The organism is Saccharomonospora sp. CUA-673, assembly GCF_001942305.1.
Classification (GTDB): domain Bacteria; phylum Actinomycetota; class Actinomycetes; order Mycobacteriales; family Pseudonocardiaceae; genus Prauserella.
This window is the reverse complement of record NZ_MKKE01000020.1, coordinates 1-25,916: the sequence shown is the minus strand read 5'-3', so window position 1 is coordinate 25,916 and position 25,916 is coordinate 1. Positions and strand designations below refer to the sequence as shown.

24 protein-coding genes and 4 pseudogenes are annotated in these 25,916 nt (G+C 68.2%); 14 read left to right on the top strand and 14 right to left on the bottom strand.

Features of this window, described 5'->3' with window-relative positions:
• Positions 1-63 precede the first annotated feature (63 nt).
• Positions 64-1,008: a LysR substrate-binding domain-containing protein gene (locus tag BJF85_RS10770; protein WP_075847022.1), complete on the bottom strand. Its 945-nt coding sequence runs from the start codon at positions 1,006-1,008 to the stop codon at positions 64-66.
• A 189-nt stretch (positions 1,009-1,197) separates the two neighbouring features.
• On the bottom strand, positions 1,198-2,058 hold the full coding sequence (locus BJF85_RS10765; RefSeq protein WP_075847020.1) for an alpha/beta fold hydrolase: 861 nt from the start codon (positions 2,056-2,058) through the stop codon (positions 1,198-1,200).
• A 102-nt stretch (positions 2,059-2,160) separates the two neighbouring features.
• On the opposite strand from BJF85_RS10765, the gene BJF85_RS10760 reads away from it, so the two are divergent.
• The 4 genes from BJF85_RS10760 (at position 2,161) to BJF85_RS10740 (ending at position 6,083) form a co-directional block, all read left to right on the top strand.
• Positions 2,161-2,661: a CGNR zinc finger domain-containing protein gene (locus BJF85_RS10760; protein ID WP_083666224.1), complete on the top strand. Its 501-nt coding sequence runs from the start codon at positions 2,161-2,163 to the stop codon at positions 2,659-2,661.
• Positions 2,662-3,118: 457 nt separating this feature from the next.
• A complete protein-coding gene (locus tag BJF85_RS10750) occupies positions 3,119-3,814 on the top strand; it encodes an Atu4866 domain-containing protein (RefSeq protein ID WP_255375547.1) in 696 nt (231 codons plus the stop codon).
• Complete coding sequence (locus BJF85_RS10745; RefSeq protein ID WP_075847012.1) at positions 3,811-5,193, top strand: amidohydrolase family protein; 1,383 nt, start codon at positions 3,811-3,813, stop codon at positions 5,191-5,193. The genes BJF85_RS10750 and BJF85_RS10745 overlap by 4 nt, the downstream gene beginning before the upstream one ends.
• Positions 5,190-6,083, top strand: coding sequence for a helix-turn-helix transcriptional regulator (locus BJF85_RS10740; RefSeq protein WP_255375546.1), 894 nt, complete (start codon positions 5,190-5,192; stop codon positions 6,081-6,083). The genes BJF85_RS10745 and BJF85_RS10740 overlap by 4 nt, the downstream gene beginning before the upstream one ends.
• Positions 6,084-6,099: 16 nt before the next feature.
• Here BJF85_RS10740 and BJF85_RS10735 read toward each other — a convergent pair whose 3' ends face one another.
• Both BJF85_RS10735 and BJF85_RS10730 read right to left on the bottom strand, forming a co-directional pair.
• Entirely contained in the window at positions 6,100-6,942 is an 843-nt protein-coding gene (locus tag BJF85_RS10735) for an ergot alkaloid biosynthesis protein (protein WP_075847010.1), read from the bottom strand.
• Positions 6,939-7,370: a nuclear transport factor 2 family protein gene (locus tag BJF85_RS10730; protein WP_075847008.1), complete on the bottom strand. Its 432-nt coding sequence runs from the start codon at positions 7,368-7,370 to the stop codon at positions 6,939-6,941. The genes BJF85_RS10735 and BJF85_RS10730 overlap by 4 nt, the downstream gene beginning before the upstream one ends.
• Positions 7,371-7,455: 85 nt before the next feature.
• On the opposite strand from BJF85_RS10730, the gene BJF85_RS10725 reads away from it, so the two are divergent.
• Positions 7,456-8,058, top strand: coding sequence for a TetR/AcrR family transcriptional regulator (locus BJF85_RS10725; RefSeq protein ID WP_075847006.1), 603 nt, complete (start codon positions 7,456-7,458; stop codon positions 8,056-8,058).
• Here BJF85_RS10725 and BJF85_RS10720 read toward each other — a convergent pair.
• Both BJF85_RS10720 and BJF85_RS10715 read right to left on the bottom strand, forming a co-directional pair.
• The gene (locus BJF85_RS10720; protein ID WP_075847004.1) at positions 8,018-8,929 is read right to left on the bottom strand and encodes a helix-turn-helix transcriptional regulator; all 912 of its coding nucleotides are present in this window, start codon (positions 8,927-8,929) and stop codon (positions 8,018-8,020) included. The genes BJF85_RS10725 and BJF85_RS10720 overlap by 41 nt on opposite strands.
• A gap of 116 nt (positions 8,930-9,045) precedes the next feature.
• Entirely contained in the window at positions 9,046-10,236 is a 1,191-nt protein-coding gene (locus BJF85_RS10715; RefSeq protein ID WP_075847002.1) for a S9 family peptidase, read from the bottom strand.
• Between the two features lie 225 nt (positions 10,237-10,461).
• Between BJF85_RS10715 and BJF85_RS10710 the strand changes: the two genes are divergently transcribed.
• From BJF85_RS10710 to BJF85_RS10700, 3 genes are all read left to right on the top strand, one after another.
• Positions 10,462-11,064, top strand: a complete 603-nt coding sequence (locus BJF85_RS10710) for a TetR/AcrR family transcriptional regulator (RefSeq protein WP_075847078.1) — start codon at positions 10,462-10,464, stop codon at positions 11,062-11,064.
• Between the two features lie 228 nt (positions 11,065-11,292).
• Positions 11,293-12,132 carry an SDR family oxidoreductase gene (locus BJF85_RS10705; protein WP_075847000.1) on the top strand — a complete coding sequence of 280 codons (840 nt, stop codon included), beginning with the start codon at positions 11,293-11,295 and terminating at the stop codon, positions 12,130-12,132.
• 210 nt (positions 12,133-12,342) lie between these two features.
• Positions 12,343-13,365 (top strand): YdcF family protein, encoded by a 1,023-nt coding sequence (locus BJF85_RS10700; protein WP_075846999.1) that lies wholly within the window; start codon positions 12,343-12,345, stop codon positions 13,363-13,365.
• A 51-nt stretch (positions 13,366-13,416) separates the two neighbouring features.
• Here the strand turns inward: BJF85_RS10700 and BJF85_RS27940 are convergent, their stop codons facing one another.
• Entirely contained in the window at positions 13,417-13,644 is a 228-nt protein-coding gene (locus BJF85_RS27940) for a hypothetical protein (protein WP_158056883.1), read from the bottom strand.
• A 360-nt stretch (positions 13,645-14,004) separates the two neighbouring features.
• Here BJF85_RS27940 and BJF85_RS27255 point away from each other — a divergent pair.
• From BJF85_RS27255 to BJF85_RS10680, 3 genes and pseudogenes are all read left to right on the top strand, one after another.
• A pseudogene (locus BJF85_RS27255) lies at positions 14,005-14,166 on the top strand (hypothetical protein); the annotation flags it as partial.
• Positions 14,167-14,308: 142 nt separating this feature from the next.
• Positions 14,309-15,423, top strand: a pseudogene (locus BJF85_RS10685) (WD40/YVTN/BNR-like repeat-containing protein).
• Between the two features lie 14 nt (positions 15,424-15,437).
• A complete protein-coding gene (locus BJF85_RS10680) occupies positions 15,438-15,767 on the top strand; it encodes a MoaD/ThiS family protein (RefSeq protein ID WP_075846997.1) in 330 nt (109 codons plus the stop codon).
• 43 nt (positions 15,768-15,810) lie between these two features.
• On the opposite strand, the gene BJF85_RS10675 is transcribed toward BJF85_RS10680, so the two are convergent.
• Positions 15,811-17,091 carry a cytochrome P450 gene (locus BJF85_RS10675; protein WP_083666222.1) on the bottom strand — a complete coding sequence of 427 codons (1,281 nt, stop codon included), beginning with the start codon at positions 17,089-17,091 and terminating at the stop codon, positions 15,811-15,813.
• A 126-nt stretch (positions 17,092-17,217) separates the two neighbouring features.
• Here BJF85_RS10675 and BJF85_RS10670 point away from each other — a divergent pair, with 126 nt between their 5' ends.
• Together BJF85_RS10670 and BJF85_RS10665 are read left to right on the top strand one after the other, a co-directional pair.
• Positions 17,218-18,246 carry an LLM class flavin-dependent oxidoreductase gene (locus tag BJF85_RS10670; protein ID WP_075846995.1) on the top strand — a complete coding sequence of 343 codons (1,029 nt, stop codon included), beginning with the start codon at positions 17,218-17,220 and terminating at the stop codon, positions 18,244-18,246.
• A 22-nt stretch (positions 18,247-18,268) separates the two neighbouring features.
• Positions 18,269-19,114 (top strand): SAM-dependent methyltransferase, encoded by an 846-nt coding sequence (locus BJF85_RS10665; protein WP_139320572.1) that lies wholly within the window; start codon positions 18,269-18,271, stop codon positions 19,112-19,114.
• Between the two features lie 61 nt (positions 19,115-19,175).
• Here the strand turns inward: BJF85_RS10665 and BJF85_RS10660 are convergent, their stop codons facing one another.
• Together BJF85_RS10660 and BJF85_RS10655 are read right to left on the bottom strand one after the other, a co-directional pair.
• The gene (locus BJF85_RS10660) at positions 19,176-19,568 is read right to left on the bottom strand and encodes an SCO5389 family protein (protein WP_075846993.1); all 393 of its coding nucleotides are present in this window, start codon (positions 19,566-19,568) and stop codon (positions 19,176-19,178) included.
• A 214-nt stretch (positions 19,569-19,782) separates the two neighbouring features.
• Positions 19,783-20,568 carry a metallopeptidase gene (locus BJF85_RS10655; protein ID WP_158056881.1) on the bottom strand — a complete coding sequence of 262 codons (786 nt, stop codon included), beginning with the start codon at positions 20,566-20,568 and terminating at the stop codon, positions 19,783-19,785.
• Between the two features lie 408 nt (positions 20,569-20,976).
• Between BJF85_RS10655 and BJF85_RS10650 the strand changes: the two genes are divergently transcribed.
• Positions 20,977-21,582, top strand: coding sequence for a hypothetical protein (locus BJF85_RS10650; protein WP_075846989.1), 606 nt, complete (start codon positions 20,977-20,979; stop codon positions 21,580-21,582).
• On the opposite strand, the gene BJF85_RS10645 is transcribed toward BJF85_RS10650, so the two are convergent.
• From BJF85_RS10645 to BJF85_RS10630, 4 genes and pseudogenes are all read right to left on the bottom strand, one after another.
• Positions 21,564-22,448: a mycobacterial-type methylenetetrahydrofolate reductase gene (locus BJF85_RS10645; RefSeq protein ID WP_075846987.1), complete on the bottom strand. Its 885-nt coding sequence runs from the start codon at positions 22,446-22,448 to the stop codon at positions 21,564-21,566. The two genes, BJF85_RS10650 and BJF85_RS10645, sit on opposite strands and share 19 nt — an antisense overlap.
• Before the next feature lie 120 nt (positions 22,449-22,568).
• Positions 22,569-24,028 (bottom strand): annotated as a pseudogene (gene ahcY / locus BJF85_RS10640) (adenosylhomocysteinase).
• 278 nt (positions 24,029-24,306) lie between these two features.
• A pseudogene (locus BJF85_RS10635) lies at positions 24,307-25,283 on the bottom strand (carbohydrate kinase family protein).
• A gap of 122 nt (positions 25,284-25,405) precedes the next feature.
• Positions 25,406-25,916 (bottom strand): methionine adenosyltransferase domain-containing protein (locus BJF85_RS10630; RefSeq protein ID WP_158056878.1); only part of this gene is annotated, 511 nt, incomplete at its 5' end.

Sequence of the window (25,916 nt, the reverse complement as noted above, 5' to 3'; positions counted from 1 at the left end):
GAGTTGTCAATCGGCTCATGTGAACGCGGAGGCCTGCGCCGCGTCAGGCGTCGGCGGGCGCGCTCAGAACTCCTCGGGATCTCCGGTCGCGGCCTCGATCCGCGAGACGAGGTGCGTCTCCCGTTCCTGGACCTCGACCGCCGTGGCCCGGAACGCTTCGATCAGAGGCGTCGCCGGCCCCCGCCACGCCAGGACCAGCTCGGAGCCGGCGACGTCGGTGATCGGCAGATACACGACCGACGGACGAGGAGCGAACCGGGACATGCTGACCGCGGTGACCGTGATCGCTTCTCCGGACGTGACTTTCTCCAGCTCGGCCTCCATCGAACCGACGGCGGGCCCGATACGCGGCAACGACCGTTCGTCCAGCCCGGTGTCGCGCAGTGTCCAGAACCTCGACCATGCCGCGTCGTCGGTGCGCGGCGCGAGAATCCGCTCGCCGGCAAGATCGGCCAGGGTCACGGAACCGGCGGCTGCCAGGGGGTGGCTCCGGTCGACGCCGACGGCGCGGGGTTCGACGAACATCCGCTCCACGTGGACGTCGGGGCATTCGATGGGCGTCCGCACGAACGCGACGTCGGTGGTGTTCGAGCTCAGGCCACAGGACGGGTCGTCCCACTGGAACGATTCCAATTCGACGGAGACACGGGGGTAACGCGTGCGAAAGGACCGGAGAATCGGCGCGTTCAGCTCAAGCAGCGAGGACACACTGAATCCGATGCGGAGCGGTTGCCGGAACCCGTCACACGTGGCACGAGCGGCCGACGTCCCCTCGTGCAGAGCGCTCAGTGCCACGCGAACACCGGTGAGAAAGTGCTCTCCTGCCTCGGTCAGGGCCACCGAGCGGGTGGTGCGCACCAGAAGCGGGACCCCGACCTGCGCCTCCAATTCGGCGATACTGCGACTGAGCCCCTGCTGCGAAATATGCAGGATCGCTGCCGCGCGCGTGAAATTAAGCTCATCGGCGAGAGTCGCGAAGTGCGACAACCGACGCGTGTTGACATCCACACCGGCAAACTATGGCCCCGACATCTGTTCCACAACCAGATCCGCACCGGCGCTGTATCGTCGGTGACAGGCACCCACCCTACTCGGGACTCATCACCCGAACCGTGCATCACGCACGTCGCGTGCCGCCGATCCACTCCCGCATGGCAGGATGCCTTTTCCCGTGCTCACGGCCATCTGCCGTGGAGCTCATATGCTGGCACGCCAGTCCCGGATGATCTGTGTGACCTCGTCCAGGTGCGACTCGAGGAGGAAGTGGCCACCGTCGAGCAGCTCGACCTGCGCACCCTCGGCATCGCGCGCGAACGCTGCAGCACCGGCCGGGCCGAAGATCTGATCGTTCTTCCCCCAGACGGCCAGTACAGGGACGCCGGAAACCCTCAGCCACTCATGGACCTGCGGGTACAGGGTGCGGTTGCTGCCGTAGTCGGCGAACAGCGCCAGCTGTGCACGATCGACACCCGGGCGGGCCAGCAGCGCGATGTCATGCTCCCATGCCTCGGGAGCAATCGTGGTGGGGTCAGGGACCCCATGGGTGTATTGCCATTTCACGGCCTCCCGCTCCAAGGCCGGCCGCAAGGCCACCTCGTTGGCCACCGTCGGGCTGCTGCCATAGGCCCAGATGGGCTCCCAAAACTCAGGGACGAACCCATCCTCGTAGGCGTTGCCGTTCTGGGAGATCACACCCTCAACAGCGTCCGGCTCCGCCAGAGCCAGGCGCCAGGCGATCGGGGCCCCGTAGTCCTGAACGTACACGGTGTACTTCATGACCCCTACGGTGCGCAGGAATGCCGATGTGACGTCCGCGAGGGCATCGAAGGTGTAGGGGAACTCCTCTGCGGAGGGAAGCGAGGAGCGGCCGAACCCGATGTGGTCGGGCGCGATCACACGGTACTGATCGGCCAACGCCGGGATCAGGTGGCGAAACATATGGGAACTGGTGGGGTACCCATGGAGCAAGAGGATCACCGGAGCCTCCCGGGCTCCCGCTTCACGGTAGAACACCTCCAGTCCGTGGACAGCGACGGTGCGGTGGTGGACGGCAACCATGAATAACCTCTTAAACTATTTTAACTGGTTACCCGAAGCTAGCATGGTCGTTCATGCGGGACAAGGCATCATGCGATGGGACCGAGCACGAGGAGGAATCCGGTGATCGAGGACGAGGAGCTGCTGATGACCGTGCTGAACAGCACCCCCGTGATCAACGGCCGCCGCACCGATCTGCTGGAGGGCACGGCAGGATCCGAGCTGGTCGGACGGTTCGGGGGCACTGGCACCAGCACCGAGCTTCGACACCTGAGGGAAACGCGAGACGCGATACAGGGCATCATCCGCCGGGAAGCCGACGCCGCTCAACGCCTCGCTGCGACGATCGACAGAACGGCCCTGCTGCCAGACGTCACCCCCGAGGGCATTCAATGGCACCTCGACGCGCCGACAGCCCAGCGACTCGCAGCCCGGACGGCGCTCGCCTGGTCACAGACGCTCCACGAACTTCCGGGCCGCCTACGTGCTTGCGCCAACACCGAATGCAATCTCTTTCTCATCGACCGCAGCCGGCCAGGCACCGCGAAGTGGTGCTCCATGTCAGCCTGCGGGAACCGGATGAAGGCGCGAGCCCACGCCGAACGCGCCCGGCAGCAGCGATGAGGTTGGCGATCGCCGGATCCGGGACTGCACGGTGAGCGGTGTATTTGGTCCGACACGCCGAGCTCGGCTCGATCAACAGCAGCTTGCGCAGCAACTCGTGAATTCTGCCCGTGACGACGGGGTGGAGCTGGTTTGCCCGGACGGGGCGCTGACCGGGCTGACCAAGCAGGTGCTCGAGACCGCTCTGGAAGCGGAGATGACCGAGCGGTCCCAACGCCCTCGGACACGACATAGGCCGCGTTGCCCGGAACAGCGGACCAGGAAGCCCCGGAAGCGGCGTCAAGGATCACACCGCCCCGTTCTTGGCTCTTGGTGTTGATGTGTGGGTAGCTGGTGGACCAGAGGGGGTGTGCCACTCACAGGGTGTGGTGCGTCCTTCCTCGCCGCGTCGGGTCCGCAAGAGCATGGGGACATGCCGAACACCTGTCCCGCTTTCACCGCTGACGGGCTGACCGCTGTGGTCGCCCGAACCGATCGGCCGTTGCTGTTGACCAACGCGACCGTGCACACCTTCGATCCGCTGATCGGCACCATGCACGGCGCCGACGTCCTGGTCGGCGGGGGTCGGATCGTCGGCGTCGGTCCCGGCCTCGTCACCGCGGCCGAGGACGACGGCGCGGTGGTCGTCGACGCGAGCGACACCGCGGTTCTGCCGGCGCGACTCGACGTGAATGCCGCTGTCGGCACCGCTCCGCGCGGCACCGGCAGCGGAACGCTCACGCCCGGCTGCGACGCCGACATCGCCGTGGTGCCCTCCCGACACGCACCCGACCTGGCCGCTGCCGTCCACGCGGCCTTCGTCCGAGACGATCTCCTGCTCGCCGTGTTCGAGAACGGCAGGCCCACGTACTGGGCCGGCGACCACGTCGGCGGTGTGCCGACGACACCGCTCCGACCGGAGCAGCTCGCGGTGGACCCGCATCGGGTGGGGGTCTGGGTGGACACCGAGGACTTCCTGCATCAGGAACTCCGCGCCGACGGGCGCTACGACGAGACGCGCGGCGGACGGCCGCACGCGTTCCAGGGGCGCTACTGGGTGGACGGTGATCGCATCGACTACCTCGACGACCTGGGCTTCTGGGCCTTCGGACACTTCGACGGCGACACCCTGCACCACGCCGGGTACACGATGCACCGGGGAGCGAGCCGATGACCGCCCGCACGACCCTGGACGCGCTGACCGCCGCCTGCGACTCCGACCGGACCGTCCTGATCCGCGGCGGGACCGTCGTGACCATGGATGCCGAACTGGGCATCGTCGACGGCGGCGACGTCCTGCTCCGCGGCGCGCGGATCGCGGAGGTCGGGCGCGGGCTGTCGGCGCCGGACGCCATCGTGGTCGACGCGAGCGGCAGCATCGTGGCCCCCGGCATGGTGGACACGCACCGGCACGCCTGGCAGGCGCAGCTGCGCCGAACGATCCCCGACGTCGACGACCTCGCCGGATACCTGCGATCCACCCTCATGCAGGTGGCGCCGGCCTACACCCCGCACGACGTCTACGTCGGTACCCGTCTGGCGGCGCTGACGGCACTCGACGGTGGCATCACCACGATGCTCGACTTCTCCCACAACGCGCGAACGATCGCTCACGCCGATGCCGCGATCACAGCGCTGATCGACTCCGGCATCCGCGGCGTGCACGCTTCCATGGCTCCGCACTTCGGCGGCTGGGACGGGCAGTGGCCCGCCGATCTGGCCCGGCTGCGCTCCACCTACGTCCCGAACGACGACCGGCTGGTCACCTTGCGGATGGCCGCCCTGGCCACCCCGGACATCGCCCCGCACGTGGCCTACGGCCCCGAACTGGCCGCGGTCGCCGCCGAGCTGGACATCGGGGTCAGCCTGGACGTGATGTTCGGGCAGGGGGCATCGCTGGCCGTCATGGAATGGCAGCGGCAGGGCTTGCTCGGCCCACATCTGGAGTCGATTCACTCCACCGCGCTGTCGGCCGACGCGTGGGCCGCGATGCGCGATCACGGTGTCACCGTCGCGCTGGCTCCGACCGCGGACGCGCAGATCGGCCTCGAGGACGCGGTCCCGCCGGTCGACGAAGCGCTCGCCCACAGGATCAGACCCGGACTGTCGGTCGACGTCGAGGTCGCGCTGGCCTCCGACATGTTCACGCAGATGCGGGCGCTGCTGACCCTCCAGCGCATGCGGGCCGTCAATGCCGTGTACGGCACGGAGCGGGAGGCCGCTCGCATCACGACCCGCGACGTCCTCGACTTCGCGACGCTCTCCGGCGCGCGCACGCTACGCCTCGACGACCGCAGCGGCTCGATCACACCGGGAAAGCAGGCCGACCTCGTCGTGGTGGATGCCGAGGCGATCAACACCATGCCGCTGCACGATGCGGTCGGCACGCTGGTGCTCGGGGCCGATCGCTCGAACGTCACCTCGGTGTGGGTGGCCGGCCAGGTCCGCAAGTGGGACGGCGAACTCGTCGGAGTGGACGTCGACGCGCTGCGTGCCGAGGTGCACGAGTCGGTAGCTGCGATCACCGACCGGGTCCGGACGGAGCCGGGGTGAGTCAGGGCCTGGTTCCCGGCATCGGCGGCTTCTACGGTCGAGATGTGAACACGTCCGCTCTCGGCACGTTCCTCAAAGCCCGCCGGGCCCACGTCCGGCCGGACGATGTCGGGCTGACCAGGGACACCCGCGCGCGGGTACCCGGACTGCGCAGGGAAGAGGTCTCGACGCTGGCCGGGATCAGCGTCGACTACTACGCCCGCCTCGAGCAGGGCCGCGAACGCAGCCCGTCGCCGTCGGTGCTCAACGCGATCGGCAGCGCATTGTGCCTGGACGCCGACCAACGCGGACACCTCTTCCGCCTCGCCGGGCTCGCTCCGAGCGCCCTGGCACCGCTGCCCGATCCACCCGACCGGTCGCTGCTGGATCTGCTCGACACCTGGTCGCACACCCCCGCTCTGATCATCAACCGCAGGCTCGACATCCTTGCGTACAACGCGCTGGCGGGCGCGCTGTACGCGGACTTCAGCCGCATCGACAACCTGGCACGAATGACCTTCCTCGCCCCGGTCGCCACCGCGTTCTACATCCGGTGGGACCGCGCCGCGGAAGCCTGCGTGGCCAATCTGCGTCTCGCGATGGGGCACATCGACTCCGCCGACGCCGTCCGCCGGCTGGTCGTGGAGCTCTCGCACGCGAGCTCACCGTTCCGGGAGCTGTGGGCCCGACACGACGTGCGCGGCAAGACGCAGGAATCCAAGGCGTTCCGGCACCGCGGCGTCGGCGATCTCGAACTGCGCCACCACGCGTTCGATGTCACGGGATCGCCGGGCCGGCAGCTGATCGTCTATCACGCCGAGCCCGGCTCGGCGAATGCGGAGAAGCTGCAGTTGTTGGCGTCGTTGCACGTGACGCCCCCGGCGACGGTCGCCGAGCCGCGCGAGCGGTAGCCGAGCGCTCGGGCCGTCAGCGCGTGGTCAGTTCCGCTTCGAGCACCGCCCGCAACGAGCGCGCCGGGCGGCCGGTGACCTTCTCCACCGCGTCGGTCACCCGATCCTCGGCGCCGCCGGCGATGGCACGGTCCATCCGGCCGAGTATGGCGGCGAATTCCGCCGGAACCTCGGCCTCCAGTCGGTTCCGGAGCTGGTCGTAGGACAGTCGCCGGTGAGCGATCGGGCGGCCCGACACGTGCCCCACGAGCGAGGCGACGTCGTCGTAGCTCAGCGACTCCGGTCCGGTGAGGATCAGATCCGCGTTCGGAGCATCGTCGTCGGTCAGCACGCGGGCGGCGACGGCTGCGATGTCACCGGCGTCGACGAAGCCCACTCGTCCGTCCTCTGTGGCGGTTCGCACGACGCCTTCGTCCCGGATGCTGCGGGCGTGGACGTGGTCGCCGGTGAAGTTCTGCATGAACCAGGACGGTCGCAGCACCGCCCACTCCTCGAACAGGCCGGGAAGCGCCTGATGAATCACGCCCGCGGCCGGGCCACCGGAAGGAATGGCCGAGGAACTCAGCAATGCCACCCGGCGCACGCCGGCGGCACGCGCCTGTTCGAGAAACGGCACGACGACGGCGGCCGGATCCGGGTCACCGATCGGTGGGATCAGGTACATCCGATCCACCTCGTCGAACACGGCCGCATGCGTGTCCGGGTCGTGCCAGTCGAATCGAACCGCCTCGCCGCCGACCGCGGGGTGCGCCCGGCGGCCGGCGGCCTTCACGCACGCTCCGGCCCTGTTCAGCGCGCCGACGGTTCGACTGCCGGTGGTTCCGGTGGCCCCGATGACCAGGACTGCCCCGGCGCTCATCGCTCACCGCCGACGAACGCGACCGCAGGATCGGCGGTGACGAGCGGATTCCAGTAGTCGCGATAGGAGGTGAACTGTCCATTCTCGACGGTCACCACCGCGATGTAGGACATGTCGAAGGGAGCGCCGGTCTGCACCAGCCGGCCCACGCCTCGCATCTCGACCACGATCGTCTCCGCCCTGGTGGTCCGGTGGATCTCCACGGCAGGGAAATCGTGGAGGTCGATGTGGTCGGGGTAGTGCCGCATGTAGTCGGCGATCGCGCTCCTGCCCTCCAATCGCGTCGGCCAACCGTCGGGTGCGAACGGGAACTCCATCCACCCGTCCCGGGTCCACAGGGAGGTCCAGCCATCCGTGTCCTTGTCGAGCAGGAGGCGAAGACTGTGGCGAAACAGCTCCTCCGGTGCAGTGGGAGGGGTCGCTGACATTGAGGGTCCTCCTGGGAGTAGATTCCGGACCGTCGGTCCGGAATCGACAATACGGACCGGCGGTCCGCTTTGCAAGGAGGGTGCGATGACCGAGCGGAAGACACGCAAGGACGCGGTCCGCAACCGCGAGGCACTGTTGGCGGCCGCCGCAGCTCTGTACGCCCGGAGCGACAGCCCCGACGAGGTGACGATGGCGAGGGTTGCCGACGAGGCAGGTGTCGGTAAGGGGACGCTGTTCCGCGCCTTCGGCGACCGCGCCGGATTGTTGCGGGCGTTGTACGAAGCACGTCTCGAGCCGGTGGCGCGGACACTGGAAGCCGGTTCGCCGGAGTCGAGGAGATCGCCCGAGGCCCGGATCCGGGAACTGCTCGACGCCGTCGCGTGTTTCAAACTCGACAACCGGCGGCTCGCCGCGGCGATCGAGGCGGGTGGCGGCAGCTCGAGTCCGTACGAGTCCGACCACTACCGGCGTTGGCACGAGCACCTGTGCGACCTTCTTGCTCAGGCCCTTCCGCGGGAGGACGTCAGCTTCGTGGCCCACACACTGCTGGCCGCGACGCGTGCAGATCTCGTCGAGCATCTGGTGGGGCGGCAGGGCATGTCGCGCGACGAGCTGAGGACCCGGCTGGCGACGTTGATCGACAGGATCATTCGGCCTGAGGACGACCCGACTCGGAACGGGCCGTGACGTCGGGCCGACGCTGCTCGACGTCGGCCTCCTGCGCATGGGCCACCAGGAGCTCCAGCGCGTGGGCCGAGGGGGACCCGGGGTCGGTGCTGTAGATGATCAGCGTTTGGTCGGGATCGTCGCCGGGCGTGAGCGCCTGATAGGTGACCGTCAGGTCGCCGACCAGCGGGTGGTGGTATCGCTTGGTGCCGGTGCTTCGCCGGTGCACGCGGTGGCGCGCCCAGAGACGACCGAACTCCGGACTGTTGATCGACAGGTCGCCGACGAGACGGCCCAGCCCGGGATCGTCGGGCCGCGCACCCGCGTCCATGCGCAGCATCGCCACCGTGTCGGCGGCCACCTGCTCCCACTCGGCGTAGAGCTCACGGGCGTGCGGATCCAGGAAGACGAAGCGTGCCTGGTTCCGTTCGGCCGCCGGCATGGCGTCGAAGTCCGCGATGAGCAGCGCGGCGAGCCTGTTCTGCGCGAGGACGTCGAGGCAGCGTCCCAGCACGAAGGCCGGCTGCGCGGCGTCGTCGAGCGTGTCCAGCAGCGCCCGCGTCGCCGGATGCAGTTGTTGCGGCTTGACGTTCCGGCGACGACGGGTAGGGGCCTGCCGGGCGATGGCGTGCAGATGGGTCCGCTCGGCGTCGTCGAGCTGCAGGGCCTCACCGATGGCGTCGAGCACCTGCACCGAGGCGCTCTTGCTACGTCCCTGCTCCAGTCGGGTGTAGTAGTCGACGCTGACCCCGGCGAGCATCGCCAGTTCTTCTCGGCGCAGGCCGTCGACCCGCCGCCGTCCGTCCTCGGCGATACCCGCGGCCGCCGGGGTGATCCGCGCACGCGCGGCACGCAGGAAGTCGGCCAGGCGTGGCTCCAGCTGCTCGGGCATGCCTTCACCATCCCCGACCTGCCGCGCGCCGGCCAGCGTCCTGGGGTGCCCAAACTGTCCCAGGACACCGGCCGATCACACCTGTGGTCACGCACGCGCCCGACTCGGCGGAGCCGTCACGCTCGATGGTCGAGGACGTCGTCCAGCCAGTCGTAGATGCGGGCGTTGGCGAGGAAGAGGGCACCCGCATGACAGTGGGCGCCGGCACCCTCGTCCTCACCGAAGGCCAGGTACGTCTTGTTCTGCGTGGTGAGGTGGTCGAAGAGCGTCCGCGCCTGGCCGACGAAGAGCGGCGCCTGGTCCTCGACCACCAGGATCGGGCAATCGATCTTCTCCGCCACACCGCCGGCCAGGGAGAACTCGCCAACCTTCTCGACGAACTCCTGCGGACTGCCGGCCCCCATCACCCACATTCCGTGCGGAACGGCCCAGCGACCCTGCCCGGTCCGGGCGAACACGTCCGCCCCGGTCTCGCCGTCCTCGGCGTGGGCACCCAACGCCTCGACGACATTTCCGATCACCGTGCCGAAATCGTAGAGACCGTCGTGGGCGACCACCGCGGCGATCCGCGACTCGAACGCGGCGGCTCGCGGTGCGAGGTAACCGCCGAGACTCAGGCCGGTGTAGCCGATCTTCCCCGCATCGACGTCGGGCCGCTCGACCAGCCAGTCGACGACCGGACCGATGACGTTCTCCCAGTCATGACGGAACGGGATGCCTTGGCGCAGAATGACCTTGCCCTGCCCGGGACCCTCGAACGAGAGCACGTTGTAGCCGCGGTCCCACGCCGCCGTGGCACTCCAGAAGTGTTGCTCCTCCGCGGTGGAATCGAACCCGCCGTGCATGATGATCGTCGGGCGGGGACCCGAGCCGTACCGCGCCGGGTACCAGTAGCCCGGCAACGTCGTGTCCTCGTACGGAATCTCGACGGCCTCGATGACCGGATCGAACAGCGATGCCGCCTGCTCGAAGTAGGCGATGCTGCGTTCGGCGGCATGGGTGACGCGCGGGCCGGTCGCCTCGGCGTGCAGAACGAAGTGGGCCTGGCGGTAGTAGTTGGAGGCGCGCAAGGACGCGTTACGAGCGCTGACGCGATGTCCGCCGGCGAGACTGCGGTCGGCCCCTCCCGCGATGCGATCGGCGAGTCGCAGCCATTCGTTGTACCAGGCCTCGAAGTCGCCGTCCGGGATCCTCGACGCCGTCGTGATGACTTCTCCGCTGTCGGCGCCTCCGGCGGTGGCATGACTGAGGCAGCGATTCGTCTGCTCCCAGAATGTGTCGTCGTTCTCGAACAAGATCCTGCGCATGGGCATCCTTTCGGGTCCGAGGTCCTGTGGCAGATCCTGCCGAACGTTCGTTTGGCTGTCAACGACGAACCGGACGGAACCGGCACGCCGAACCCCGCTCTGTCCTGCGCTCCCGGGCTGGACCGGCGAAGCTGGAGCGTGTCGTACAATCACGCACGTTTGATTGGCGACAGGTCTGCGAGTGGCCTGGTGGAGGCCGGTTACGACGTTCGAACCGGAGGCGACATGACTGAGGGAGCGGGAAGGGTCCGCCGAGGCAAGACGCCCATCCACGACGCGGCGATCCGCCTGTTCAAGTCACGCGGTTACCACGGCACGTCCATGCGCGACATCGCTCGCGAGGCCGGCATCAACGTCGCGTCCATCTACCACCACTTCGGTTCCAAGCAGGAGATCCTGCAGGAGGTGATGGTGCGGATGATGACCGACGTCATCTCGGTCACCAGGGCCGCGGTCCTCGCCGCCGATCCGGAGCCGGACAAGCAACTCGCGGCCTTGGTCCATGCGTGGGTCCTGTTTCATGCCGACCATCAACAGGAGGCGATGATCGGCGGTTCGGAACTGCGGAGCCTCGACGACGACGGCCGGCAACGCGTCGTCGCGTTGCGCGACGAACAGCAACGCCTGTTCGACGAGGTCATCGCGCGCGGAGTGGATCAGCGAACGTTCCACACCGCCCACCCCAAGGAAGCCTCGCGTGCCGTGATCAACATGGGCCATGCCGTGGCCTCGTGGTACTCGAGCGACGGCGAGATTCCGCCCGAGCACATGGCGCAGCGCTATGTCGAACTGGCGCTGGCCACCGTGGGCTGCATGAAGCAGGAGTGACCGGGGCCGGTTCGATCTCGATGACCCCGGTTCGATCTCGATGACCGTGCCGATGGACCGCCCGGCCCACCGCTGAGGCGAGCGTTCGGGGAGTCGGCGGTTCCGCCGGGGGGGTCCTCGTTGTCCCGGGATACCGCGGACCTTCTTCGCCGCCGCGTCCTCGACCACGCTCGAGGAGCCGCGGCAAACGCGGCGTGACCTTCACGAACTCTCCCGAGGATGGCCTCAATGTCTGTATGGATGATCACCGGCGCCGGACGCGGCATGGGACTCGAGATCGCACGCGTGGCCCTGGCCGGCGGAGAGGAGGTGGCACTGGCCGCTCGACGACCTTCCCTGCTGCCCGACGACGTGCGCACTCACCCGAAAGCGTTGCCCGTCGCCCTGGACGTGACCGACGAACCGCAGATCACCACCGCCGTGCACGAGGTCCTCGACCGGTTCGGCACCATCGACGTCCTGGTCAACAACGCCGGCAGAGCTCTGCTCGGCGCACTGGAGGAGGTCACCGACGCCGAAGCGCGCGCACTGTTCGACGTCAACGTCTTCGGCCTGATCAACACGACCAGAGCCGTGCTGCCGACCATGCGCGCCGCGGGCGGCGGCAAGCTCGTCCACATCGGATCCCGCTCGGGCTTCGAAGGCGAACCGGGCGTGAGCATGTACTCGGCATCGAAGTTCGCCGTCGCCGGAATCGGCGAAGCCCTCGCCGCCGAACTCGAGCCCTTCGGGATCCAGAGCATGGTCGTCGAACCGGGCGTGTTCCGCACCGACTTCCTCGACGCATCCTCGGCGCAGTGGGCCGACAACACCATCGCCGCATACGACGACACCCCGGCGCACATCACCGTCGACTGGGCGGGCAAGGCCAACCACACCCAACTCGGGGATCCCGCCAAGGGAGCCGCGTTCATCCATCGCATCGCCTCGGGCGACCGGCTCCCCCTGCACCTACCCGTCGGCCAGGACGCACTCGACCGCCGCACAGTGATGAACGAGCGCATCGAACGCGACATCGCCCCACTGCGCGACGCATCGGCCGCCACCGCACACGCCGACATCGCCTGATCCGACATCGCCTGATCCGACATCGAGTAGCCGCGCGGGCAGCACGCCGGGGCGACCTCGCTGGATTCCGGCTACTCCGTATGGTCTACTTCCCGGCGTGTGTGGACCACGGAGGACGGATGGGGTGACCGGGGTTTTTATTCCGAGATTCATGGACGTTGTGCATGACCCGAGAACGCGGTCACCCCATCCGTCCGACCAGGACTCCGCATGACGACAGGAGTGACGGTCCCGCCCATTCCGTTCGCCATCGCCGGGCTGTTTCTGGTCGCATTTCTGGTAAGTTTCGTGCGGGACCGACGCAAACTCCGCAACGGGTTCTACCTGTTCTTCGCCCTCGCGTTCCTCGCGCTCGGAATTCTGTTCGTCGTCGCGTCCGTGTCCGGGCGGGCGGTCGCGTACATCATGCTCGCGGGCGTCGTACTGGTCTCGTTGTCCATGTTGGCCCTCGCGGTCTTCCTGATCTGGAACGGCGTGACCATGCTCCGCCGCGAGGGATGCCGGCCGGCGAACCTGTTGTCCTTGGTGGCAGGGATCGGCATGGTGGCGTTCGTCCCGGTGAACTTCCTCATCGGTCAGATCGGGTGGAAGCCGCTCTGGCTCACGGCGGCCTCGATCAACAGCGTGTTGGCCTACATGTCGTTCCTGTTCGTCTGCTTCCTGCTGTATGCGTTCGTCTACGGCCGGATTCGTGTTCGCCGTCCCGTCGACTTCGTCGTCGTGCTCGGCGCGGGACTGCTCGAAGGCCGTCGGGTCCCGCCGCTGCTGGCCAGCCGACTCGATCGCGGGCGTCAGGTACTCGACGCCGAGCGGGCGAAGGGAAGGCACACGATGATGGTCACCTCCGGCGGTCAGGGACCGAACGAGGACGTGCCCGAAGCCCAGGCCATGGCCGACTATCTGATCTCCCACGGCGTGCGCCGCGACAGCATTCTGCTGGAGGACCGCTCACGTACCACGTGGGAGAACCTCACCTACAGCAAGACCTTGATGCAGGAACACCGGCCCGATTTCCGATGCGTGGTCGTCACGAACAACTACCACGTCATGCGCGCCGCACTCATCGCCCGCAAGGCGAAGCTCAACGGCCACGTCATCGGATCACCCACGGCGTGGTACTTCTGGCCGAGCGCCACCATCCGCGAGTTCATCGCCGTGTTCATCGACCACCGCGTCGTCAACTTCACGGTATGCGGCCTGATCGTCGGAGGACAGGTTCTGTCGGCATTGTGAACAGGACGGCGACGCGATCGGCCCCCCTCGAATTCCCGGACGTGCCGACGATCAGAGCGCGAGCCCGCCGTCGACGATGCGGCGAGCTACAAAGCCCCTTCCCGCATCGAAGTCTTCGCGCAGCCGGATATCCCACTTACGGATACCGGCAAGTTCAACAAACGACTCCTCCGCGACAAGCTCTCCGGCGGTACCCGTGACCGCCGAGACCCTGCGGGAGTTCATGGCCGGCCGCGGGCCGTTCGTGGCCAAACCCACCCCGGAGGTCCGCAGGCTCACCGAACTGATCGTGGGCACCCCGGCCCTGCGCGACTACTCACGCAAAACTGCCGATCCCAGCAGCCACTTCCCTGACATTGATCGCCGAACCCCGGGTCGCAGCCGTCAGCAGCCGCTCCGAGTTGGCAGTGAAGGAGCGATTCACCTGGGACGAGCTCGCCGAGCACCCCATCATCATCAACACCGTCAGCGGCAGCACCAGGCTCGAGCAGTGGAGCACCGATCGACGCCGCTGAGCTGGCTCCCCCATCGCGCCGGTGTCCTTGTCCGGCGGTTCCTCCAAGCCGCAACGGTTGTAGCGCGCCCGAGCTGACGGACAGAGTTCGTTAAGGCCGAGCGGGCCGCCGCCTCGACGGACGCACCCTCTGGTCCCGCCGGGTCGACGGCGGATTCCCGGAATTGTCGGACCTCAAGCGTAGGGTCCGCGACATCGTCGACCCCACCCGCGACCTCGGACACAGCGACACCAAGACCGGCGAGACCACCGGTCGCGGGCGGGACGACGACCAGCGAGGGAGCTGACGACCGCACGCATCGGTCACCCACGTCGAACCGCGCACCTGGTGAACAACCAGCATGATCTTGCTCGTCAGATGCGCGATTGTTTTTGACAAGTGACCGGGGTTACAGTCCCCTCGACCGACTCGAGAAGGGGACTTGAGACATGACCGGCGTACGCGTACTCGTGGGCACCCGCAAGGCGCCTTCCTGCTCACCTCCGACGGCACCCGCCGCGACTGGAACATCGAGGGCCCGCTGTTCGCGGGCTGGGAGCTCTACCACCTCAACGGCTCACCGCAGAACCCCGACCGCATCTACGCCTCGGCCTCACTCGGCTGGTTCGGGCAGCAGATCCACCGCAGCGACGACGGCGGCCGCACCTGGAACCCCGTCGGCAACGAATTCACCTACGACGGCGACGTCGGCACCCACCAGTGGTACGACGGATCCCAACGACCCTGGGAATTCACCCGCGCCTGGCACCTCGAACCGTCACTGTCCGAACCGGACACCGTCTACGCCGGGGTCGAGGACGCCGCCCTGTTCCGCTCCGACGACGCCGGCGCCACCTGGCAGGAACTCCGCGGCCTGCGCACCCACAAATCCGGCCCCGACTGGCAACCCGGCGCCGGCGGCATGTGCCTGCACACCATCATCCAGGACCCGCGCGACGCCGACAGCCTCCACGTAGCCATCTCCGCAGCCGGCGTGTTCCGCACCACCGACGGCGGCAAGAGCTGGGAACCCACCAACCGCGGCCTGAAATCCGGCGAAATCCCGCAACAAGAGGCCGAGGTCGGCCACTGCGTGCACAACCTCGCCCGCCACCCGGCCCGGCCGGACACCCTGTACATGCAAAAACACTGGGACGTCATGCGCAGCGACGACAACGGCGGCACCTGGTACGACATCGGCGACGGACTGCCCACCGACTTCGGCTTCCCCATCGACGTCCACACCCACGACCCCGACACCGTCTACATCATCCCCATCACCAGCGACGAACAGCACTACGTCCCCGACGGCAAGCTCCGCGTCTACCGCAGCCGCACCGGCGGCGGCGACTGGGAACCCCTCACCCGCGGCCTGCCGCAGGAACACTGCTACGTCAACGTGCTGCGCGACGCGATGGCCGTCGACACCCTCGACGACTGCGGCATCTACTTCGGCACCACCGGCGGCCAGGTGTACGCCTCCCCCGACGGCGGCGACAACTGGCAACCCATCGTCCGCGACCTGCCGTCCGTCCTGTCCGTCGAAGTCCAAACCCTCCCGTGACACCGGGGCCAGCCATGACCGACGACACCGGAACCACCGGAACCACCGCGATCCGCGTGCACCTGCCCACGCACCTGCGCAAACTCGCCCACCTCGACGGCGAACTGACCCTCGACGTGCCCGGCGCCGTCACCATCGGCGCCGCACTCGACGCCCTCGAAACCCGATATCCCGTATTGAAAGGGACAATTCGCCAGCACGGCGGTGGAAAACGCCGCGCGTTCGTACGATTCTTCGCCTGCGAACAGGACCTGTCCCACGAACCGCAGGACACCCCACTACCCGAACCCGTCATCCGCGGCACCGAACCGCTCATGGTCATCGGCGCCATGGCAGGCGGATAGACCCGGCGCGCACCCGCGCCACCCCGTCAGGACAACCGCACCGTCAGGACAACCGGACCGGCAGACGCTCCACACCGAACACGATCGACGTCTGCCGGAACTCCAACTCGCCCGGATCCACCGCGAGCGTCAAATCCGGGAAACGGCGCACCAACGCGGCATACGCCGCACGCAACTCCAACCGCGCCAACTCCGCACCCACACAACGATGGGCGCCGTAGCCGAACGCCAGATGCTGCGTCGGCTCACGGCGCGCATCGAAACGCTCCATGCCCTCCCCCAGCACCTCGTCGCGATCCGCACCCGACAACGACACCGCGACCATGTCGCCCTTGCCGATCGTCACACCGCCGACCTCGACGTCCTCGCGCGCGAACCGCGGGAACGCCACCTGCACCACCGACAGATAGCGCAACGCCTCCTCCACGAACAGACGCACCGCCTCGTCGTCCTCACGCACCCGGCGGAACGTCTCCCGGTCCCGCAACAACACGAACGCGCCCAACGACAACATGCTCGCCGTCGTCTCGAACCCGCCCGTCAACACACCGTCGGCCAGGCCCGCCAACTCACGGTCGTCGATGTCGTCACCGTGCTCCCGGATGATCGTGCCGATCAGGCCGTCACCCGGATCGTCCCGCTGCGCCTTCACCACCCGCAGCAGATACTCCAGCGACTCCGAAATCGCCCCCACCGCAGCGCCCGCGCCGGCGAACAAATCGAACCGCGCCACCGCGAGATGCTGAAACTCGTCACGCTCCGAATACGGAACACCCAAGAGTTCGCAAATCACCAACGACGGAATCGGCAGGGCGAACTCCTCGACCAGATCGACCGGCTCCCCCGACCGCGCCTTCTCCTCGATCGCGTCCAGCCGGTCGGCGACGATCTGCTCGATTCCTGGCCGCAGCCGCGACAACCTGCGCATCGTGAACTCGGGCGTCAACAGCTTCCGCAGTCGCGTATGTGCCGGCGGATCCGCAAAACCCAATCCGCCCGGATCGTCCGAAGGAGCCATCCCCAGCTCCGACATCAAATTACTGAAATCGTTACTGAACGATTTCCCGTCCCCCAGGACGGCCTTCGCCTCGGCGTAGCCGCTGACCAGCCACACGTTCACGTCGAACGGCAAAGCCAATTTCTGCACCGGCTCGGTCCGCCGTGCCTCGGCCAGCTCCGGAACCGGGTCGAGCACGTCCCGGCGAAGCGCCGTCAACGCCGTGTCGGGAAGCACCTTCTGCAAGTCCAGGCCACCCCTGCGCTGGGCCCGCGCGAGATACCACCGCGTGACCCAACCGGTGATTCGCGATCGAAATGTCCCCACACCCGAACGGTATCAACTCACCCGCCCCGGGGACCTGTCGGCAGACGTGAACACACGCTGTCTACCTGCAACGCCGCGGTGAACCCGTCCAAATCGGACAGGTTGTATACCGTACGGTAACGATTCGTGAGATTCGGTGTGTTTCTGCTCGGTGCCGCGTTCGACGACCAGGACCCCGGCGACGCCCTGCGCGCCGCCGCCGACACCGTCGTCGCCGCCGAGGCGGCCGGCTTCGACGAGGCGTGGATCGCCGAGCACCACTTCATGACCTACGGCACCTGTCCGTCGGCGATCACGTTCGCCGGCCACGCCCTCGGCGCCACCGAGCGCATCACCGTCGGCACCGCCGTCAGCGTGCTCTCGACCGCCCATCCCGTGGCCGTCGCCGAGCAGACCCGCATGCTCGACCAACTCTCCGGCGGCCGCTTCGCCCTCGGGGTCGGACGCGGTGGCCCGTGGGTCGACCTCGAGGTGTTCGGCACCGGCGCAGGCCGCTACGACCACGGCTTCGGCGAGAGCCTCGACCTGCTCCTGCGCAGCCTCACCGCCGACACCGTCCGCGGCGAAGGGCCCACGTTCGCCTTCCGCGACGTCCCGCTGGTCCCGCCCCCACGGTCACGGCCGGGCCCGCCCGTGACCGTGGCCTGCACCTCCGACGACACCGCGGCCCTGGCCGCCGCACACGGACTGCCGATGCTGCTCGGCATGCACACCGGGCCCGACGAGAAGAAACGCATGGTCGACGTCCACGACCACGCCGCCCGCGCCGCCGGCCTCGAACCCGTCGGCGGACACACGTCCGTGGTCCTGACCCACGTCGCCGACGACCGCGACACCGCGATCCGGCACCTGCGCCGATCCCTGCACCGCTGGCTCACCCCGGGCCTCGCCGGCTACGTCCCCGTCGACGACCGGCCGCGCACCCGGCGCGACCCCGTCGAGTACGCCGAGACGCTGTGCACACTGCACCCCGTCGGCGCCCCGGCCGACATCGCGGTGCAGCTGGGCGAGGACATCGCCGCCACCGGCGTCGACCGCGTGCTGATGATGGTCGAGGGAGGCGGCTCCCGCGCGCACACCTTGGAGACCGTGCAGCGCATCGGCGCCGAGGTGCTGCCCACGCTTCGGGCCCTGCGGCCCGTGTTCGGCGAGTGATCGAAAACGATAACGTGGGCGTGTGACTCCGCCCGCAGACGACCGCGCGCCCACACCCGCGCCGCCGACGACGATCGACCCGACCACGCCCAGTGTCGCCCGCGTCTACGACGCCTTCCTCGGCGGCACCGACCACTACGCCTCCGACGTCGCGGTGTTCGAACAGGTCAACGCCGTGGCGCCGCAGATGGCCGACCTGGCCAGATCCACGCGCGACTGGCTGGTCCGGGCCGTGCGCTACCTCGCGGGAACAGCCGGCATGGATCAGTTCCTCGACCTCGGCGCCGGCCTGCCGTCGGCGGAGAACACCCACCAGGTCGCCCAGCGCTACAACGGTGACGCGCGGGTCGCCTACGTCGACATCGACCCGGTCGTCGCCGCCCACGGACGCGCACTGCTGGAGGAGAACCAGCAGACCCGGCTCGTGCAGGCCGACCTCACCCGGCCCGACGACATCTGGGCCCACCCGGAGATCAGCGGATTCCTCGAACTCGATCAGCCGCTGGTGCTGATGCAGTCCGGCACCATCCATCACGTGCCCGACTCCGAGGGCCCGCAGGAGATCATGGAGCGCTACATCGAGCTGCTCCCGTCCGGCTCGTACATCGCGTTCATGCACTTCCACGACCCGGAGGACGACGGCCCCGGCACCGAACTGGCCCGGTTCGTCGAGCAGGTCTTCGCCCAGGGCGACATGGGCTCGGGATTCTTCCGGACCCGCGAACAGCTCACCCGGTTCCTGCACGGCACGGAGCTGCTCGACCCCGGACTCGTGCGGCTCGAGGACTGGTGGCCCAACGGGCCGCACCTGCAGCCGCTCACCGTCGCCGACCAGGTGGCACTCGCGGGCGTCGCCCGCAAGCCCTGAGCAGCCCGAGGACGGGTGGCTCCCGCACCACGCGCGGGAGCCACCGACACCCTCGGGATGCTCAGCAGTCGCGCAGTTCGGGACTCTGGTTCAGCAGCTGACCGCGCACCGAGACGAACTCGCGGTACTCCCGGCCGTCGACGGCCGCCGGCCGGAACGCGGCCACCCGGTGGCAGTTCTGGAACGCCAGGCGCACCCCGAAGTGCCGCTCGAGGCCGCCCCGGATCGAATCCGACGCGAGTGCACGCAGCAACTGTCCCCGCTCGACCTCGCTCGGCGGCGGCGTCTCGTGGTCGGCGAACGGTCCGCCCTCGGTCTCCAGGTCCGCGACCACACCCGTGATGACGTCCCAGGCGTACGGCAGCGACTCCCGCACACACGCCACGAACTCGGCATCGTCGACGTCTCCCCGCTCGGCACGCTCCAGCAGATCAGTGGGCACATTCAGCGACATGGGTCGGCCTCCAGCCTTCCTCGCACTCGGAATTCGACAGGTCGCCGCACCCTGGACCAGCGGTGGGCGACCTTCCCAGTGCTACTGAAATCGATCTTCATGTGCAACACCCGGGTGCGGGGGCCACCGGGTCGGACCAGCAGCACCACTCGGCCGGGCGCCGGGCGTGCACAGCCCGCCACCACCGGGGTTCACACTCGGCCGAGCCGTCCGGTCACCGCACCGTCGCCGGTTCGTTCGCCGGATCGTTTGCCGGTTCGGGGTCCGTGTCGCGTTGCTCCGGCACCGACTCCACGGCGAGCAACGCCGCCTCCTCCTCACTGGGCTCGGTCAAGTCTCCGACCGCGACGAGGATCTCCTTGGTCTCGCGCAACTGCGCCAGCAGCGTGTTCTGGACATCGGTGAGCTCGTTGACGCGCGCCGTCGCTCGCGCGACCATCTCGGCCGCGCGCTCCTGGGCGGTCGCGACCATGGCCGCGGCACGGTCGGCCGCCTCGGCCTCGCGCTGCTGCACCGATCGCTCCGATTCCGCCCGGCGCGCCGCCAGCGCCGCCGCGAGCTCCTGCTCGGTCTTCTGCCGCCGCCGCGCGGACTGTTCGTCCCGGTTGCGTCGCTCCTGCTCGGCGAGGCGCTCACGCCGGTCGAACTCCTCCTGGTTGACCCGCATCCGCTCGGCGAACTCGGCCTCGTGCTGCGCCCGCCGCTGGTCCAGTTCCGCGAGCTTCCGCTCGTGCCGACGACGGAGCCGCCGCGCCTCCTCGTCGGCCGCCGTACGCGTGTGCTCGGCGCGGGTGCGCGCGTCCTGGGTGATCTCGGACGCCTCGACGTGGGCCAACTCCACCAGTCGCAGCATGCGTTCGGACAGCCCGTCGGCCTCGATCGGCGTCCGGCAGGCGCGGTCGAACTTGCGCTTGAGCGCGTCGTGCGCCTCGCGCAGCTCGGCGAGTTCCGCCGCCAACGTATGCGCGCGGCGCGCCTGCCGTTCCAGATCCGTTGCCATGGCGCGGTTTTGCTCTTCGAGCGCGGAGACATGACGATCAACGGCACCCCGGTCGTAGCCCGCGACCGTCCTCGGGAACCGGTTCTGCGCGTTACCCATGTGCCCAACCTCCGCTATGCACCAGCAATTGTCCGCCGGGTGGATTCGTCCCACACCGGCGCCACGCCTCCCCCACTGGGAGGCATCGTGTGGACGGATCGGTTCGCCCGGCGTACCAAGGGAAAGTGACCGACGACGCGGCGAGCGTCGGCTGCTGGCAGCCGGCGATCACCGACAACGTCGACAGTACCCGATCTCTCCGACCGCCCGCCGCCGGCAATTCCGGTGGCATCACGCCACATTCCGACAACGTGGAGTAGTCCGGATCCCGCCGTCCGCGCGGCGGCATCCGTCCGGGAGGGAGCGAGCATGGAGCCGACGAACCTGACCCATCGCGATTGCGTGTGGTTGATCGGCCGACACCCCCGTCGCGTTATCGCGACGATCTCGGTGGAGGGCGCGGCGGTCATACCGCTGACCGCGTTCGTCTGCCCCGGCGGTGACGTGCTCGTGCCGACGGGACCGGACCGCACGCTCTCGCGCGCCGCGGTCAACCGTCCCGTGCGGATCGAGTTCACCGGCGCCGGTACCCACGGACACGGCGATACCGACGAGACCGACGACGGTGGGTGGACGATCACCGGCACGGGCCTGGCCCGTCCGCTCACGGCCGCCGACCGGCCGGCAGGCGGCGCCGCCCATGCGATGCGCGACGCCTTCGAGGGCGGTATCCACGTGCTCATGGCGCGGCTCAGCGGCTACCGGCCGGCGCCGACGCCCGTCCCGGCCCAGCGGACGGGTTCACCCGAACCGCTACCGCCGGAGACGGTCGCGGTTGAGCAGCGGCGGGTGTGGGTACCTGTGGGAGCGGCGACGGAGAGCGCGAAAAATCCCGGGCTGTCCGGTGACGGGTGTCATCGGACCAGCCCGGGATCATCGGGGGCTGAGCAGCGAGGTCAGCGCAGCGGCGAATAGTGATCCAACATCTCGGCGAACACCTCGAACGCCGGCTTGGACACGCCGTAGGGCACCTCGAGGTGGATGCTGATGTCGAAACCGAGGTCGACGACCTGGTCGACGACCCGCTTGTACAGGTCGACGAGCTCGCGCTTCTTGTCCTCGAACGACATCTCGGCCAGGCGAGCGACGTACTCCTGCTCCTGCTTGACGACCTCGTTGCCGGGGTCCTGGATCAGCCAGTCGATCAGGCCGAGCTTCGTCTCGACCTTCGGCACGAAGCCGAACGAGAGCTGGATGTCGGGCCGGTGCTCCGTCGTCACCGCGAACTCGCGCAGGAAGCCGACGATGGCGTCGGAGTACAGCAGCTGGGTCATGCCGTAGGTGGCGCCGCGGTCGCACTTGAAGCCGAATCGGCCCTGTTCCCCGTCCCTGGTCGGGATGAGGATCGCACCGCGGTTGGGCACGACGTCGGTGAACTCGGCCAGGGCGTCGGTCGGCGCCATGCCGGAACCCTCGCCGTCGGCCATCGTGCGGGGCACACCGACGAACACGATGCCGTCCATCCCTGCACTGCGCAGGGCACCGAGCCGCTCGGTGAGCTGGGGCTTGTCGTGGAACGCCGTGACCTGGGTGCACAGACCCCGCACGCCGTCCAGTTCGCCGCTGACCGTGTTCCAGAAGTCCAGGACGTCCATCCGCGGCTTCAGCTCGACGGGACGGTCGGACTCCTCCTCGATCATGCCCGGGATCATCAGGTGCTTGATCGCGCCGTCCAGACCGGTTTCCTTCGCGACGCGGGCGACCTTCTGTCCCTCGTCGACCGCGGCCTGGGTGCCGCCGTCGAGTTCGGGCGGAACCAGCTCAAGAGCAATGGTCTTCATGTCGAATCGCCTTCTGTCCTTGGACGTGCACGGACGGTGACTGCGTGAGCGTGTGATGGGGCGGTGGTGGCTCCGCCATGGGCAGGACGGAGCCACCACACGCACCTCACCGGGACGCCATCAGTACCGGTAGTGCTCCGGCTTGTACGGACCCTCGACGTCGACGCCGATGTACTCCGCCTGCGCCTTGGTGAGCTTGGTCAGCTTCACGCCGAGCGCGTCGAGGTGCAGACGCGCGACCTTCTCGTCCAGGTGCTTCGGCAGCAGGTAGACGTCCTTGGCGTACTCGCCCGGCTTCGTCCACAGCTCGATCTGCGCCAGCACCTGGTTGGTGAAGCTGTTCGACATCACGAAGCTCGGGTGGCCCGTCGCGTTGCCCAGGTTCAGCAGACGACCCTCGGACAGCACGATGATCGAGTGGCCGTCGGTGAAGGTGAACTCGTGCACCTGCGGCTTGATCTCGACCTTCTTGATGCCCGGGGTGGCCTCGAGGCCGGCCATGTCGATCTCGTTGTCGAAGTGGCCGATGTTGCCCACGATCGCCTGGTGCTTCATCTTCGACATGTGCTCGGCGGTGATGATGTCGAAGTTGCCGGTCGTGGTGATGAAGATGTCGGCGGTCTCGATGACCTCGTCCAGGGTCGTGACCTGGTAACCGTCCATCGCCGCCTGCAGGGCGCAGATCGGGTCGATCTCGGTGATGATGACCCGCGCACCCTGGCCGCGCAGCGACTCGGCCGAGCCCTTGCCGACGTCACCGTAACCGGCGACCACGGCGACCTTGCCGCCGATGAGCACGTCGGTGGCACGCATGATGCCGTCCGGCAGCGAGTGCCGGCAGCCGTACTTGTTGTCGAACTTCGACTTGGTGACCGAGTCGTTGACGTTGATCGCCGGGAAGGGCAGGTCGCCCGTCTTCACCAGCTCGTAGAGCTTGTGAACACCGGTCGTCGTCTCCTCGGTGACGCCCTTGATCTCCTGGACCAGCTTGGTGAAGCGGCCCTTGTCGGCGGCCAGCGACTTGCGCAGCGTCTCGAGGACGACCTTGAACTCGGCGGGATCCTCGGCGGTCGGCTGCGGCACGGCGCCGGCGGCCTCGAACTCGGCGCCCTTCTGCACCAGCATGGTGGCGTCGCCACCGTCGTCCAGGATCATGTTGGCGAGCTTGCCGTCGCCGAAGTCCCAGAGCTGGTCGGTGCACCACCAGTAGTCCTCGAGCGTCTCGCCCTTCCAGGCGAAGACCGCGACGCCCTCGGGCTTCTCGGGAGTGCCGTTCGGGCCCACGACGACGGCCGCAGCGGCCTCGTCCTGGGTGGAGAAGATGTTGCAGGACACCCAGCGCACCTCGCGCCGAGCTCCACCAGCGTCTCGATCAGCACAGCGGTCTGCACGGTCATGTGCAACGAGCCCGCGATCCGAGCACCCTTGAGGGGCTTGGAGCCGGCGAACTCGCGACGCGTGGCCATCAGACCCGGCATCTCGTGCTCGGCCAGGCGGAGCTGGTGCCGCCCGGCCTCGGCGAGGCTCAGGTCGGCGACGGCGAACTCCAGGCCGTTCACCTTCTGCAACTTGATACTCATGACTTCCTTTCTGATCGGCGACCGTCGCCTGTTACCGGCACACCTGCACGTCGACGCGCTGCATCGACGTGATCGTGGGCTGGGAATCCGGCATTCGCGACGGCCTCCTTGAACAGAGGCGCCCTTCCATTGCCAGGGAATGCGGCCGAGCGTGGCGGAGGATTCTCCGCTGCAGCGCCTCTCGGCCAGCTCTTGTCGAGTTTCCCAGGCTCATCGTTGCACGGTCAAACACGGCTGCCCGCACCACAGCGTGGTGTGTGGTCAGCCTCGAAGGGAGGTCACACCCGCAGCTTCGATTCGATCTCGGCTGCGACATCGTTGCCGTAGGCCTTGGCGGCCCGGTTGGAGAACTCCGAACGGTCCAGCGCGTACTCCTGCGGACCGACCGTCTCGAGGACGATGCTGGCGAACACGCAGCGACCTGCGCCGCGCGCTCCAGCGACATGTTGCACCCGAGGGCCCACAGGAAGCCGGCGCGGAAGGCGTCGCCCACACCGGTGGGCTCGGCCGGCTTGACGTCCGGGATCGCCGGGATCTCGACGGGATCGTGATCGTTGCTGACGATACGCACGCCCTTGCCGCCGAGGGTCACGACCCAGCTGCCGACACGCTCGAGCACCTCGGCCTCGGTCCAGCCGGTGTGCTTGAGCAGCAGGGTCGACTCGTACTCGTTGGTGAACAGGTACTTCGCCCCGTCGACCAGGTTGCGCACGTCGTCGCCCGACATGATCGCGAGCTGCTGCGAGATGTCGGCGGCGAACGGCAGGCCCAGCGAGCGGCACTCGGCGGTGTGCTGCAGCATCGCGCCCGGGTCGTTGGCGCCGATGAGCACCAGGTCGAGCTCGCCGACCCGGTCGGCCACCGACTTGACCGAGATCTCGCCGACCTCGCTCATCGCGCCGGCGTAGAACGAGGCGATCTGGTTCTGCGACTCGTCGGTCGTGCAGAGGAACCGCGAGGTGTGCTGGGTCTCGGAGACGTGCACCGACTTGGTGTCGACGCCGTTCTGCTCGAGGAAGGTGCGGTAATCGCCGAAGTCCTGCCCGACGGCGCCGACCAGGACCGGGTTGAGTCCGAGGCGGCCCAGCCCGAGCGTGATGTTCCCGGCCACTCCCCCACGGCGGATGTCGAGGTGTTCGACGAGGAACGACAGGGACACGTTCTCGAGCGAGTCGGCGACCAGCTGGTCGGCGATCTTGCCGGAGAACGACATCAGATGGTCGGTCGCGATCGAGCCGATGACGGCGATGCGCATAACGGGGTCCACTCCCTATGGATCGGGTGAAAGCTGGTGCGGCACGGAACGTCGGCGGAGGAGCACGTGGTCGTAGTGTCCTCCGCGACGTTCCTGCCGTCACGGGTGTCGGCGGCGGAGGCTCAGGCCTTGGCCGCGTCCTTCAGCGCCGCGGCGCGGTTGGTGTTTTCCCAGGGCAGGTCCGCGTCCGGGCGGCCGAAGTGGCCATAGGCCGCGGTCTGGGCGTAGATCGGACGCAGCAGGTCCATGTCCCGGATGATCGCGGCCGGACGCAGATCGAACACCTCGTCGATCGCGGCCTGGATCTTCGTCGGCGACACCGTCTCCGTACCGAAGGTCTCCACGAACAGACCCACCGGAGCAGCCTTACCGATCGCATACGCCACCTGCACCTCGGCGCGCTCGGCCAAACCGGCAGCCACCACGTTCTTGGCCACCCACCGCATCGCGTAGGCCGCGGACCGGTCAACCTTCGACGGGTCCTTGCCCGAGAACGCGCCACCACCATGACGGGCCATACCGCCGTAGGTGTCAACGATGATCTTCCGACCCGTCAGACCCGCATCACCCATCGGACCACCGACCACGAACCGGCCCGTCGGGTTGATCAACACCTTCGGGTCCTCGGCCTCC